The 14,113-nt window shown below is 60.6% G+C and carries 8 protein-coding genes; 1 reads left to right on the plus strand and 7 read right to left on the minus strand.

Going from position 1 to position 14,113, the window contains the following annotated elements:
• Positions 1–30: 30 nt before the first annotated feature.
• Entirely contained in the window at positions 31–1,569 is a 1,539-nt protein-coding gene (gene pdxR / locus HF257_RS16960) for a MocR-like pyridoxine biosynthesis transcription factor PdxR (RefSeq protein ID WP_185710022.1), read from the plus strand.
• Here pdxR and HF257_RS16965 read toward each other — a convergent pair whose 3' ends face one another.
• The 7 genes from HF257_RS16965 to aspA form a co-directional block, all read right to left on the minus strand.
• On the minus strand, positions 1,570–2,661 hold the full coding sequence (locus tag HF257_RS16965; protein ID WP_185710021.1) for a polyamine ABC transporter substrate-binding protein: 1,092 nt from the start codon (positions 2,659–2,661) through the stop codon (positions 1,570–1,572).
• Positions 2,658–3,698: a histone deacetylase family protein gene (locus tag HF257_RS16970; protein WP_185710020.1), complete on the minus strand. Its 1,041-nt coding sequence runs from the start codon at positions 3,696–3,698 to the stop codon at positions 2,658–2,660. Before HF257_RS16970 ends, HF257_RS16965 begins: the two co-directional genes overlap by 4 nt.
• Before the next feature lie 145 nt (positions 3,699–3,843).
• Positions 3,844–4,830: an AraC family transcriptional regulator gene (locus HF257_RS16975; RefSeq protein WP_185710019.1), complete on the minus strand. Its 987-nt coding sequence runs from the start codon at positions 4,828–4,830 to the stop codon at positions 3,844–3,846.
• Positions 4,831–4,887: 57 nt separating this feature from the next.
• The gene (locus HF257_RS16980; protein ID WP_233100291.1) at positions 4,888–9,486 is read right to left on the minus strand and encodes a dermonecrotic toxin domain-containing protein; all 4,599 of its coding nucleotides are present in this window, start codon (positions 9,484–9,486) and stop codon (positions 4,888–4,890) included.
• Between the two features lie 166 nt (positions 9,487–9,652).
• Entirely contained in the window at positions 9,653–10,630 is a 978-nt protein-coding gene (locus HF257_RS16985) for an asparaginase (protein ID WP_185710017.1), read from the minus strand.
• A gap of 77 nt (positions 10,631–10,707) precedes the next feature.
• On the minus strand, positions 10,708–12,153 hold the full coding sequence (locus HF257_RS16990; RefSeq protein ID WP_185710016.1) for an alanine/glycine:cation symporter family protein: 1,446 nt from the start codon (positions 12,151–12,153) through the stop codon (positions 10,708–10,710).
• A gap of 380 nt (positions 12,154–12,533) precedes the next feature.
• Positions 12,534–13,958, minus strand: coding sequence for an aspartate ammonia-lyase (gene aspA, locus HF257_RS16995; protein WP_017739004.1), 1,425 nt, complete (start codon positions 13,956–13,958; stop codon positions 12,534–12,536).
• Positions 13,959–14,113: the final 155 nt, after the last annotated feature.

A 14,113-nucleotide genomic window follows, 5' to 3' on the forward strand; every position in this document is an offset into this window, starting at 1 on the left:
GCCATCTGGCGTCCATTTCATAGGTCCAATATGCCGCCCATCACACCGCCGTTGTCCTTCAACCCTGCCGGTATCGAATTGGATCGCCGCCAAGGACTGACCCGCCAACTGTATGAAGCCCTGCGCCAGCGCGTGCTGGATGGGCGACTGGTCAGCGGCACGCGCTTGCCCGCCACGCGTGACTTGGCAGCGGCGTTGTCGATCTCGCGCAACAGTGTGGTGCGTGCCTACGATCAGCTGTATGCCGAAGGTTTTATCGAAAGTCGGGTGGGTGATGGCACTTACGTTGCGCAACTGCCCACGGCCAAAAAGTTACCCACAAAACTGTCCACAGGGTTTTCAACAGGCTTATCCCCAACCTTATCCACAAAATGGGAAAAATTGCCGGAAGATTTGGACTGTGAAGTTATCCACAGCGGGGGCTTGGGTCGGGTACAAAACAACCATTTGCCGCAGCCACCGTCCGGGCCGCCGCGGGCCTTTCGCGTGGGTGTGCCTGCGTTTGATCTGTTTCCGTTCGAGGTGTGGGCCAAGCTGAATGCGGCCTTCTGGCGCAAACCGGACCTGGAGCAACTGTGCTACGGCGACCCGGCGGGTGACGGTCGATTGCGCGAGTTGATCGCCGCTTATCTGCGCAGCTCCCGAGGCATGCAGTGCTCCGCTGAGCAAATTGTGATCACCAGTGGTGCACAGCAAGCGATTAGCCTTTGTGCACAGTTGCTGGTGGAGCCCGGCGACGGGGTTGCTGTGGAAAACCCGGGGTATCGCGCGGCAGGTCATGCGTTCGCCCTAGCGGGAGGGAAATTGCACGGTGTGCCGGTGGATGGCGAGGGCATCGACTGCCAAGTGCTCAACACGCTGGATGACTGCCGTGTGGCCTATGTCACGCCGTCCCATCAGTACCCGTTGGGGGTGGTGATGAGCCTGGCACGTCGCCTGGAGTTGTTGGCCTGGGCGGAACGCACGGGCGGCTGGATCATCGAGGACGACTACGATGGCGAGTACCGCTACAGCGGCGCGCCCCTGTCGCCCTTGGCCGCGTTGGATCGCAACGGCCGCGTGCTCTACGTCGGTACCTTCGGCAAGGTGGCGTTTCCGGCCTTGCGCCTGGGTTACCTGGTGCTGCCGCCGGGTTTGGTGGACGCCTTCGCCCGGCGCCGCGCGGTGGACATGCGCCACTCGGAAATCAGCACCCAAGCGGTGATGGCCGAGTTCATGGCAGCGGGGCACTTCCAGCGCCATATACGCCGTATGCGGCGGGCTGCACTGAGCCGGCGCAATGCCTTGCTGGCCGGTTGGCCTGGCGGTCTCGAAGGCATGGGTGAGTTACCCAGCGTAGCGGCAGGGCTGCACATGACGGTGCGCGTGGACAGCCTGGCCCGCGAGCAGCAGTTATTGGCACAGGCGCATGCGGCGGGTATCGAGGTTAACGGTTTGAGCAGCTACTGGCTGGCGCACTCGACCACCCCTGTGGACCAGCGTGCTGGTTTGGTGCTGGGTTTTGCTGCTGTGCCCGAAGACGATATCGCCGTGGCACTGGCGCGGTTGCGCCAGGCCTGGCAAGGCTGATCAGGTGCCCGACTTGATCTTGGTCCACGCTCGCGTCCGCGCGCGTTCCGCATCACGCCCCAACGGCTTCAACGTGTACAGCGTGGCCATTGCCGCCTCGGTTGGGTACAGGTTGGGGTTGTTGCGAATCGCTGGGTCCACTTGCTCGGTCGCGTCCTTGTTCGGGTTGGGGTAGCCGACAAAATCACTGATCGGCGCGATCACCTGGGGTTGCAGCAGGTAGTTGATGAAGGTGTAGGCGTCCTGCGGGTTCTGCGCGCCTTTGGGTATGGCGAGCATATCGAACCATATCGGCGCGCCTTCCTTGGGCAGGCGCATGTCCACGATCACGCCGTTCTTGGCTTCCTTGGCGCGGTTGGCGGCCTGGGAGAAGCTGCCCGAGTAACCCACGGCCACGCAGATGTCGCCGTTGGCGATATCGGCCATGTACTTGGACGAGTGGAAATAGGTGATGTAGGGCCGGATCTTCATCAACAGCGCTTCAGCCTTTACGTAGTCCTTGGGGTTGCTGCTGTTGGGGTCAAGGCCCAGGTGCTGCAGGGCCAGCGGGAGGATTTCCGAGGGTGAATCGAGCAAGGCCACGCCACATTGCTTGAGCTTGCTGATGTTTTCTTCCTTGAAGATCAGGTCCCAACTGTCCACCGGCGCGTTCGGTCCGAGCACCGCTTTGACCTTGTCCGGGTTGAAGCCGATCAGGATGGTGCCGTACATGTAGGGCACGGCAAATTTGTTGCCAGGGTCGTTGGCCTCGATCAACTTCATCAGCTTGGGGTCGAGGTGGTTCCAGTTGGGTAACTGGCTGCGGTCCAGGGGCTGGAACACGCCGGCCTCGATCTGCTTGGCCAGGAACACGTTGGACGGCACCACCACGTCATAGCCAGAGTTGCCGGTGAGCAGCTTGGCTTCCAAGGCTTCGTTGGTGTCGAAGATGTCGTAGACCAGCTTGATCTTCGGGTTCTGCGCCTTGAAATCGTCAAGTGCCTTGGGGGTGATGTAGTCGAACCAATTGTAGACCTTGAGGGGTTTTTCTTCGGCCTGCACAGCGCCGCTCAAAACGGCGGCGCACAGGGCCAGTGAGGTGAGCATCTTCATCGGGTCGCTCCTTGTTGTTCGAAACCTTCGAGCACGTTGACGGCGTTGATGCCGATTTCTTCGACAGCGTAGCCGCCTTCCATCACAAACAGCGTGGGCTTGCCGAGCCGTGCGAGGCGCCGCCCCATGGCCAGGTAGTCCGGACTGTCGAGCTTGAATTGAGAGATCGGGTCGTCCTTGAACGTGTCCACGCCCAGCGACACCACGATGACGTCGGCGCCGTAGCGTTCGGTTTCCTTACACGCCGCTTCCAACGCTACGCTCCACTGATCCCAGCCGGATCCGGCGGGCAGTGGGTAGTTGAAGTTGAAACCTTGACCGACGCCTTCGCCCAACTCGTCGGCATAACCGAGGAAGAATGGGAACTCCGCTTCCGGGTGGCCGTGGATCGAGGTGAACAGCACGTCGCTGCGCTCATAGAAAATCGACTGGGTGCCGTTGCCGTGGTGGTAGTCCACGTCGATGATCGCCACCTTCTTGTGGCCTTGGTCGAGGAACGCTTGTGCGGCAATCGCCGCGTTGTTGAGGTAGCAATAACCGCCCATCAAGTCGCTGGCGGCGTGGTGCCCTGGCGGGCGACACAAGGCAAAGGCACTGTGGGCACCTTGCTGGATGGCCTGTTGTGCAGTGAGCGCCACTTGCGCTGCGCTGTACGCTGCTTGCCAGGTGCCGGCGGTGATCGGCGCACCACCGTCGAAACTGTAGTAGCCCAACTGGCCATGCAGGCTGGTGGGCAATACCCGGCGCAAGGTACGGGCAGGCCAGGTGTAGGGCAGCAAGTCGCCGTCTTGGCCGTATTCAGTCCAGCGGTCCCAGGCACCTTTGAAAAAGTCGAGGTAGTCGCGGCTGTGGATGCGTTGCAGCGGCGTCAGGCCGAAGTCTTGCGGCGCGTGCACGGGCCCCAGATCCCGGTCCTTGACCCGTTGCAGCACATGGTCGGCGCGGGAGGGCATCTCGAAGCAGGGCATCAGTTGCCCGTCCATCAACTCGCAGCGGCCATGGTGTAGGTGGTGATCGTCGGAGTAGATCGTCAGCATTGTTGTTCTCCGCAGGCTGGGTGGGATGCACAGCAGTGTTGCGGGGGGTGGCTTTTCAGAGAATGGCGGCAGCGGCCAAAAGGGGATCGATATGGCCAATGGCTGTGTCCGTTATTCGCCCCTTCCTGGTGCTGGTGTGCCCCGCTCAGGGGCGGAATTGGCTGGGTGCCACGCCGCTCCATCGGACAAAGGCGTGGCGAAAACTCGCGGTTTCGCTGAAGCCCAGTTGCTCGGCGATCCTCCAGATTGGCAACTCATCTTCCGACAGCCACTGCTTGGCCCGTTCGAAGCGCAGTTCATCGAGCATCTCCTGGTAGCTGCAACCCAGCGCGTGCAAATGCCGGCGCAAGGTGCGCGGCGAGCAGTTCAGTTGTTTGGCCAGGCCCTCCAGGCCCGGCGCGGCATGAAGTTGTGTGCCGAGCATCTGCCGCACGCGGCCCAGCCAGACCTGGCGTCCGGTGAACTCGGTGTTTTGTTTACGGCAGCGCTCGGCCACGGCGCGGTGAGTGACGGTATCGGCCAGGGGCAGAGGGTGATCCAGCCAGGCGCGATCGAAGGCAAACGCATGGCTGGCGGCCTGGAACCGAACGGGGCAGTCGAAGCGCTCGGCGTAGCGAGCTTGATAATCCGGCGCCGGGTGTTCGAAGCGCGCTTCCAGCAATGGCAGTGGTTGGCCCAGCAGGTCGTCGCAGATGACTTTCAGCGACACCAGGCAGAACTCCACGTTGAATTGGGCCAGGGCGGGGTTCTCCCGATAATCCCCGGCGGTGAACCAGATGCGCTTGCCATCTTCTTCCAGGCTCAGCTCGAAAAGTGTTCCCAACAGCGCCGGGTAGCGCAGCGCCAGGCGCAAAGCGTCACCGAAGGTGGCACTGGTGAGCAGGGCATACCCGAGCAAACCGTAGGACGACACATGCATGCGCTGGCCCAGGTCCAGGCCAATGTCGCGGCGCAGGGCCACGGCATTGGCGCACACCTGCATCTCCTGGCAGGTGGTGATGCGGGTGTCGGCGTGGCTCAGGTCGGCCACACCGATACCGCTGCCGGCGAGCAGCAGCTCACTGGCCTGGTCTTTGAACGTGGCCAGCACCAGGGAGACTGCATTGAGGGTAGTGAGGTGTGAATGCAACATGGCGTGTCGGCTACCAGAGTGTCCACCCACGCAGCAAGTTGCATGCCGCCAAGCGCGTTACTGACGCTTCTGCCAGAAATGCCGCTGTTGCTTGGGCGCTTCGAAAAACAGTTCCGTGGCCGGTTTTACGCTGATGTCGCTGCGCAAGTAGGCGATTCTTTGCAGTTCGTTCGTGACAGTGCTGGAATCGGTGTCGCTACCTGCAAGGTATTCCTCCATGGTCTTGAGCCGGCCGGACAAATAGCGGTCGGCGGTTGTCCATGATTGGCTGTAGTGGAATTGCGCGTACCAGAGGATGTCCTTGGTCTGTCGGTCGAGAATGATGTATTCGTCAACGAACAGTGGCGTCGGACCTTTTGTGAGCGGTTCCCTGAACTTGATTTTCTTGATGGTAATTGCGTCATGGCGTTTCAGCCACTCGACGGCCGAGACAGTGGGAGAGGACTCCTTTAACAGCTTTAACATATGGGCTTCGCTGCGCTCGTACAGGTCTTTGATGGCAGTTTTCAGTGCGCTGTCGACCGTATTCGCCGAGCCGATATCGATTGGGGTGGGTTTTCCTCGCACACGCGCGCGGCTGATGGCGCTACGGGCTTTTTCCAGTACCAGCGCTTGTTGATGAAACAGATACTCAATGCCGCTGGGCGTTCGTTGCGCTGTATTGGCATGGCGTTCTGCGCGTTCAAGGAAGGCAGGTAACTCGTTCAGCAGTTCCTGGCCCTCACTGGCAGCACTGAATAACTCCAGTACAGGCAGTACGGGTGCGGTTTCCCAATGCCTCAGCCAGACGCCTTCCTTCTCGTGATAGGTCGCTACCACTTTTTCGGTCAGTGGGGAGATGATGTCCACGAAGCCGGTTTCTTGTCGTCCTTCGTCCAGGCGCGGTATGCCAATGAGCAGGCCGCCATGAAGGGTTCGGATTATTTTTCGTTGTACCGGTGGTACCGAGGGCGGCGGTGTCCCGCGGCTGCGCACGCCCTCTCTTTCGGAACTCAGTTGGGACAGGTTGCGCGTGGCGTCCCGTTGGAACACGCGGAGTTCTCCACGTAATTTCTGGATGTTTTCCTCCAAGGCATACGTGGAAAATTGCGTCGAAAAGTCCTCCAGGCGTTCGTCCAACACTTGGAACTGTTCGCTTAGGGTGCTGAGGAGATCGATGCGCTCATCCAGGCGTACTTCGCTGCGTTCGTGCAGGGTGTCGCGCAGGCCGAGGATGGCGAGGTCGGCGGCGTCGACAATCTCGTCAATGGTGCTCCAGGCTTTGGGTTCGGTGACCGTTGTGTTCGCCGGCAGGCACAGGTTGCGCGCCATGGTGACCTGTATGGTCCTGATATCTGTGCTTTTAAAGCGCGGTAGCAATTGCTGGGTGTCGCGCCGTAAATTGGCACCATCTTCGCCCAGTTGCTGTAGCTCAACGAGGCGAGTTTCCATGTAGTCCAAGTGCTTGAGCATCTCTGTGTTCAGCTCGGTCATTTGCCGGGCTTCGTTGATATAGCGCTCTTGCGGGTTGTTGGCCTGACGCGTGATTTTATCCAGGACCTCGCTTAATTTCGGCTTGAACTTTGTGTTGGATTCATCAATGCCTGCCAGGGTCATTTCCGTCTGTGCCTTAAGCACACCGAGGGCGCGTCGTGAGTAGTCCGGCGTATAGGCGTGTACGGTCAGTTGCTTGAGCAATTGCAACTCTGATTCGTACTGGCGGCACTGGTTTTTCAATGTACGCAGGTATGTCTTTCGGCTGGTTTCGGCGGCGGTGTGGGATGAGGTGGAGGGGCCAGTTTCCATGGCATCGCGGGCCGCTTTTAATTGGGTCTGGAGCGTTTTCTTCGATTTCTCGAAGTCGCTCAACTGCTGATGCAGTTGTTCTGCGCGTTGTGCCGACAGTGAAATAGAGCGTTTGATCATGGCTTTTGGCCCCCCTCCACGCAGACGTAGACGTGGATCAACGAACCAATTGCCCTGCTTGTTGTGCATCAGTGGCGGGCCGGTACGCTGCGGGCGAGCCGGGTCGACAATGATGGCTCTGTCATTCTCATCCACCTGCACTTCGAACCAGCGTGAGCCCACCGGGGCGTAGTATTTTTGCCCGCTCTGATACAGGTATTGGTGAGGTCCATCGGTGCTGACGGGGGCGCCAAGTGCGTCCGGCTTATCGATCTTGAAGCTGTCCAGAACGGCACCCAACCGGGCCGGTGTGCGGTGGAGGGCGCCACTGGTGTGCAATGGTCGGGGATGCCCGAGGGGCAGTTCGGTGGGGTTGACGGTAGGCAGTTGCTTGACAGCGGCTGGCTCCGCACGGGGCGAGGGAAGGGGAGACTTGGGGAGCTCGCTGACGGGCTCGGCCTCACTGGTCGAGCGAGGCGCATTGCGGGCCGCGGCATGCAAGGCAATGGCCATGCCGAGGTTAAGCAGCAAGTCGGACAGGGCGGCCCACGGTGAATGCTGCACCGGGTGTTCGGCGGCGTCGGTCAGTGCTTGCAACTGGTCCATGATTTGCCAGATCCAGGCGGCGGTACCCACGGCGCGTCCCAGAAATGGCAGGACGCCATTGAAAATTGCCCAGCCGGCGTGTTTAAGAGTGGCCCATCGGGCCTCGGAATTCGATACCGATTGTCGGTCAGCCAGCGCGATCAAGGCGTTGGCGTTGGCGTCATACAGCGTGGTGAACAGATCGCCACTGATGGCATTCCCGCCCAGTTTCAGCGCCCCGCTCAGGCTTAAGAGCTTGAGCGGGTTAGTGACGACTTCAGCGACTGCCCAGGGTGAAGGTATTGTCGATGGGAACACGTAGTGGCTGTAATCGTTGCGCGCTTCATCGGGCAACCAGGCCAGTACCGACTCGCGCAGGCTTGGGGATTGTTGGATGGCATACACCAGATTGGCGGGCGAGGGGTATTGGCTCAAGGGGGGGGCGAGCAACGGTCGATACAACAAGCACGGCCCGGCGGTGGGGTCTTGCGGGCCGATCACAAACATATTGGCGACGATGTCCGGGGTCTGTTCCAGGCGCAGGCTGGGTACAAACGCCAGCGGGCGCACGACAATGGCCACACCGTCGACCTGGCGGTCGACCGCTTCGTGTTGCATCGCCGCGCTGACAAAACGATATCCCAGCTCATCCAATCCGTTTTGCCCGCGGATCTTGTCTTGCAGCGCCAGCAGCGGCAATTGAATGGCCAAATGATTGGAATAGAGCATGCGACGGCGGTCAGTTTCCTTCGGCTCATCCAGTAGCGTGCTTTTGATCAATTGCGGGTAGGTGCTACCGATATCGATGCGGGTGACCAGCTTTTCGAGGTAATCGACGGTGAGCCATTCGGGTAACGCATACGGGGCTTTCTGGCGCAGGCTCTTGATGCCCAGTGGCACGCTGATCAAATTTTGCAGGGCCAACTGCGTGGCGCTGTATACCGAGATGTCGAACTGCCCTGGGACGGGGAACAAGCCCCAAACTACGGGGCTTTGAACCCTCATCTGAAGGGTTTCCAACGACAGGTTGGTGGCATCGGGATGGTCTTTGAGTATTTCGTCCATCAACCGGTTCGCCGCGTATTGCTCGATAGGGGCAAGGCCATCGTTGTACGTTTTACCCTGGTAGAAATTTTGCAGGGCCGACAGGTTTTTCATATGGCGAGAGTAGATGTTCATGTCTGAAATCGACGCGTTGACCAGCCAGTCAGGCAGCGCCTGTTGCAACCATGCCATGTCTTGAGCCGGGTGTTTGCCCAAGGGAGCTGCGCCAGGCGGACCCGCAAGGGATAGCTGGCTGGCGCCTTCGCCCCGCAAGTCGGAGAAGTTGATGGCGCCGATGGCTTCGATCTGCATCGTCACCAGGGCACAGGCCAGGTAATCGAAAAAGTCTCCGTCGGGCTCCAGCAGTCGCCATTCGATATTTTTATGGGTGATGGCGGTGTCCAGCAGCAACGGTAAATCTTCGCCCAGTGCATCGAGCGTTGCGTACTTGCGAAAGCCCAGCAGCATCGAATGTGCCAGGATGACGTCCCGGCCTTCCTGCTTGCCGATCACCACGCTGACCAGGTGCTCATCGAGGTGGGTAGCCTTACCTGCGTCATCGACTTGATCGACATCGAGCACGTAAGCGTGAGTCTCAAACCGGTCATTGAGTGCTCGTTCCGCCAGGTCGGGCGTCTGGGTGACCTGGCGCGCCATCAGGCAATCCTCGTCGGTCCAGTCGCGTGCCTTGCCGACACTCCAGAGGTTGCGCAGGACCACGGCCAGTTCATGCCAGTGGGGCCCGCTATCACCCAACGTCTGGTCCCAGAATGCCAATTGCTGCTGCTGGTAACCGCGGATCATCACCGGCGCCAGCACATTGATGATCAGTGACATGTCGGCTATGCGCACTGGCAGGTGTACGGCGGGTTCGGCAATCGGTAGCCGGGTGAGGAAGTGAATACCTTCGATAAACAGGGCCGGCACCGCGAGTACGGCCTGCCGCGCCAGGATATCGGTGAGCGCCTGGTAACGGGGGGGCTGGGCGACAACGTCACCGTCGATGATTTCCCAGCTCGGCGTGCCGACCATCACGATATCCGGGTCGATATCGAGGGTGGGGTAGCGTTCCTTCAATTGTAGGCGTAACAGGTGCGCGGCCACTTCGCGAAATGCCGGACCGATGGACAATTGATTGATCATTGAAGATGTGAGGCGCGCGCGTGTTGTGCTGCGCGGCGCTGCGGTCGTCGCAATTGGAGGCATGAGAATTCCTGATGTGCGTTAAGAATGGCAACCACCCGAGGTGGGTGGTTGCCATGCTAGAAAACGCTCAATCAGGAAGGCGGTGCATATCTACAGAATGGGGTTAGCCCAGTTCACCGCACAGGTTGGTTTCCACCAGGCAGCGTATCTCGGCCTTGGCCAGGCCAGCACCGATCAGCGCATTGAGCTTGCCGAACGCTGCTTCGCGGGTCATGCCGCCACCTGACAACACACCCACGCCACGTAAGCGACTGCCGGCTTCGTAGACGTCCAGTTCCACGCCGCCTTCATGGCACTGGGTGATTGCGACCACCACCACACCTTGATCCCGCGCGCGCTGGAGGCTGGCGAGGAAGTCGGGGTTGTCACTGGGGCCGGTGCCGCTGCCGAAGCATTCCAGGATCAGCGCCTGGATACCGCTGCCTATCACTGCGTCCAACTGCGCCGCACCGATGCCGGGTACCAGTGGCAGCACGCCCACGTTGGCCAGGCTTTTTGGCTGGCGATAGTCCAGCGACCGGGGAATGGATTCGGCGCGGGTTACGCCACCTTGGCGGTTCAATGCCGCGAACGGATTACGCCCGAAGCTGCGGATTTTCGCGCAACGGGTCGGAGCCATCAGCGCGCCATGAAAGTGCAGGTGCACGCCCGCTGGCAGGCCGTTGCCAAGGGATTGCAGGGCACCGCTGACGTTTTCCCATGCATCGCTGTCCGGCACGCCGGCCGGCAGCATTGACCCGGTAAACACCACGGGTGCCGGCAGGCCCAACAGTTGGAAGCTCATGGCTGCCGCGCTGTAGGCCAGGGTGTCGGTGCCGTGCAGGATCAGCACGCCGTCGCAGCCTTGGTCCACGGCGTCGATCACCGCGGTGCGCAGGCGCTGCCAGTAGGCGGGGGTCATGTTGGCGCTGTCGATCAGCGGGGTCATTTCCTGGAATTGCCACGCGGGCACAGGCTGGCCGACAAGCTGTTCACGCATGCGCGCTTCGAAGCCGGAAGCCGGGGCCAGGCCGTTGGCGCTGGCTTGCATGCCGATGGTGCCACCGGTGTAGAGCACCATGACGTTGCTAGATGGGGACATCGAATTTTCTCCTGAACGAAAAACGCCGCACGGCCCCGAGCATGCCCAAGGTCGTGCGGCGTGTCATCTCTCTACGCTTAGCGCTGGGCTTGGGCGCTCAGTTCAGCCGATGGCGCTGCGTCCGGCTTTACCGGATTGGCCGGCCAGGCCTTGCGGTCCAGGTCCAGGTCAGGGAACTGGCTGGAGTCGAACACCGGCGTCTTGATGCCTGCGGCGCGCTGGTTGTCGTAGTCATTCAGGATGCGCATGGCGATCTTGAACAGGAACGCCAGGGCAAACAGGTTAACGAACGCCAGCAGGGTCATGGTGATGTCGGCAAAGGCGAACACGGTGCTCAGGTTCTCGATGGAACCCCAGAAAATCAACGCCAGCACCAGCGCGCGGTAGCCCATCAGCACCTTGCGGTTGTTGCCGACCAGGAAGCGCAGGTTGCTCTCGCCGAGGTAGTAGTTGTACATGATCGACGTGAACACGAACAACGCCAGGGCCACGGAGATGAACATGCGGCCCCAGTCGCCGACGACGGCGGCCAGGGAGTTCTGGGTCAGGGCAATGCCGTCGCCTTCAAAGCCTGGAGTGTAGAAGCCGGAAAGCAGGATCAGCAAGGCGGTGCAGGTGCAGATCACAAAGGTGTCGAGGAACACGCTGAACGCCTGCACTACGCCCTGGGCAATCGGGTGTTCTACGGAGGCCACTGCTGCCACGTTAGGCGCACTGCCCAAACCGGCTTCGTTGGCGAACACGCCGCGCTTCACGCCCATGATGATCGCGCTGCCCACCAGGCCACCGAAGGCTTGGTCGAGGCCAAAGGCGCTCTTGACGATGGTCGCGAGCATGGCGGGTACGTGGTCGAATTGCAGCACGATCACGTACAGGGTGACGGCGATGTAGACCAGGGTCTTGACCGGTACCAGCAGGTCGGCAATCGAGGCGATACGCTTGATCCCGCCGATGAACACCAGACCCAGCAATACCGCCAGCGCCAGGCCGGTGTAGGTGGTGTCCAGACCAAAGGCGTTGTTCAGCGAGTGCGTCACGGCGTGGGCTTGCAGGCCGTTGAAGGCGAAACCGAAGGTCACCAGCAGCAGGAAGGCCATGACCATCCCCAGCCAGCGCTTGTGCAGGCCGTGCTGGATGTAATACGCCGGGCCGCCGCGGAAAGTGCCTTCCGCGTCAGTGCGCTTGTACAGCTGGCCGAGGGAGCATTCGATAAAGCTCGACGACATGCCCACCAATGCGGTGACCCACATCCAGAATACGGCACCCGGGCCACCCAAGGTGACGGCGATACCGACACCGGCGATGTTGCCGGCACCCACGCGGCCGGCCAGGCTGAGCATCAGCGCCTGGAACGAACTGAGCTGGTCGGAACTGTTTTTCAGGCTGTCGCGGAATACCGAGAACATGTGGAAAAAGTGACGCAGCTGTACGAAACGCGAGCGAATCGTGAAATAACCGCCGAGCCCGACAATGAGCACGATCAGTACTTTCCCTGAGAGGAAGTCGTTGATGACTTCGAGCATGGAGTGTTCCTCGCTGATTTTTCTAATGGCAAACGCAGGACGGTTCGACGCCATCGCTTAGCACCAGGCAGTGCGCGACAGTTCGACCCCAATCCTTTTGCGGGTTGTTATTCATGCGGTTTCGCGTGTGTATCCGGGCCTCGTTACCGACGGCCGCAGCGCGAAGAGGGGCGGCACTATACCTAGGCGAACGTGATCCGTCTGCCTGGGGCGATTAAAGGTTTCAGCAGGGTGGCGGGCTTGCAGGGCGGTATTGGATTTTTTATGGGCGTCATTTCACAACCTTGAGGCAAAAAAAAGGGCCTGAAGAACGAGCCTTCAGGCCCTCAAAAGGTGAGAGGTGTCTAGTCCCTCAACCTGGTGAGCGGTGCAACAAACGCTTAGGCCTTGAGCGGGACCAAACGTGGGGCAATCATGTTTTCGGGGCGCAGGATGTCGTCGAGCATGGCGTCGTCGAGCAAGCCTTCTTCGCGCACCAGTTCCAGCACGCCACGGCCGCTTTCAAGTGCGATACGTGCGATGCGGGTGGCGTTTTCATAGCCAATGTACGGGTTCAGCGCGGTGACCAGGCCGATGGAGTGCTCCACCAGTTCGCGGCAGCGCGCTTCGTTGGCGGTAATGCCGACGATGCAGTGCTCGCGCAGCATGTCCATGGCGCGTTGCAGCAGGCGGATCGAGTCGAAGATCTTGAAGGCGATCAACGGCTCCATCACGTTCAACTGCAGTTGGCCGCCTTCGGCTGCCATGGTCAGCGCCAGGTCGTTGCCGATCACTTGGAACGCAACCTGGTTCACGGCTTCCGGGATCACCGGGTTGACCTTGCCGGGCATGATTGAGCTGCCTGGCTGACGCGCTGGCAGGTTGATCTCGTTGATGCCGGTGCGTGGGCCGCTGGACAGCAGGCGCAGGTCGTTGCAGATCTTCGACAGTTTTACGGCGGTACGCTTGAGCATGCCGGAGAACAGGACGAAGGCGCCCATGTCGGAGGTGGCTTCGATCAGGTCGGCGGCCGGTACCAGCGGCTGGCCGCTGATGGTGGCCAGGCGTTGTACGGCCAGGGCCTGGTAACGCGGGTCGGCGTTGATGCCGGTACCGATGGCGGTGCCGCCCAGGTTCACTTCGGTCAGCAGTTCTGGCGCCAGGGTTTTCAGGCGGGCCAGGTCTTCACCGAGGGTGGTGGCGAAGGCGCGGAATTCCTGGCCGAGGGTCATCGGCACGGCGTCTTGCAACTGGGTGCGGCCCATTTTCAGCACGTGGCCGAATTCGACGCCCTTGGCGGCGAAGGCTTGGATCAGGCTGTCGAGGCTGGCCAGCAGCGCGTCATGACCCAGCAGCAGACCCAGGCGGATCGCGGTTGGGTAGGCGTCGTTGGTCGACTGCGCCATGTTCACGTCGTTGTTCGGGTGCAGGTACTGGTATTCGCCTTTCTGGTGACCCATGGCCTCCAGCGCAATGTTGGCGATGACTTCGTTGGCATTCATGTTGGTTGAAGTGCCAGCGCCGCCTTGAATCATGTCCACCACGAACTCTTCGTGGAAATCGCCGCGGATCAGACGGGCACAGGCTTCGCTGATGGCAGCGTGCTTGGCTTCACTGAGCTGACCCAGCTCGCGGTTGGCGTCTGCCGCCGCTTGCTTGACCATTGCCAGACCGACCACCAATTTCGGGTAATGCGAAATCGGAACGCCCGAGAGGCGGAAGTTGTTCACCGCTCGCAGGGTCTGGATGCCGTAATACGCTTGTGCAGGTACTTCGAGTACGCCAAGCAGGTCTTTTTCGGTACGGAAAGATGCAGCGGAGGACATGACGGAAATCATCTCGATATGGACCCGGAACTGGCCGGAACGCTGCGAATGCTAGGCTTGTGAGAGTTTTTGGGCCAATGCTGTTAAGCACTGGCCTATGCATAAACGGCATAATGTGCGTGTGACCCGGCTATCATGGCGGGCGTGTGTGCCAA

It is taken from the genome of Pseudomonas cremoris, from assembly GCF_014230465.1.

Bases quoted from the DNA above. Each gene is read 5' to 3' on its own strand.
- pdxR (WP_185710022.1), top strand. From the start codon at position 31: ATGCCGCCCATCACACCGCCGTTGTCCTTCAACCCTGCCGGTATCGAA.
- HF257_RS16965 (WP_185710021.1), bottom strand. From the start codon at position 2,661: ATGAAGATGCTCACCTCACTGGCCCTGTGCGCCGCCGTTTTGAGCGGC.
- HF257_RS16970 (WP_185710020.1), bottom strand. From the start codon at position 3,698: ATGCTGACGATCTACTCCGACGATCACCACCTACACCATGGCCGCTGC.
- HF257_RS16975 (WP_185710019.1), bottom strand. From the start codon at position 4,830: ATGTTGCATTCACACCTCACTACCCTCAATGCAGTCTCCCTGGTGCTG.
- HF257_RS16980 (WP_233100291.1), bottom strand. From the start codon at position 9,486: ATGATCAATCAATTGTCCATCGGTCCGGCATTTCGCGAAGTGGCCGCG.
- HF257_RS16985 (WP_185710017.1), bottom strand. From the start codon at position 10,630: ATGTCCCCATCTAGCAACGTCATGGTGCTCTACACCGGTGGCACCATC.
- HF257_RS16990 (WP_185710016.1), bottom strand. From the start codon at position 12,153: ATGCTCGAAGTCATCAACGACTTCCTCTCAGGGAAAGTACTGATCGTG.
- aspA (WP_017739004.1), bottom strand. From the start codon at position 13,958: ATGTCCTCCGCTGCATCTTTCCGTACCGAAAAAGACCTGCTTGGCGTA.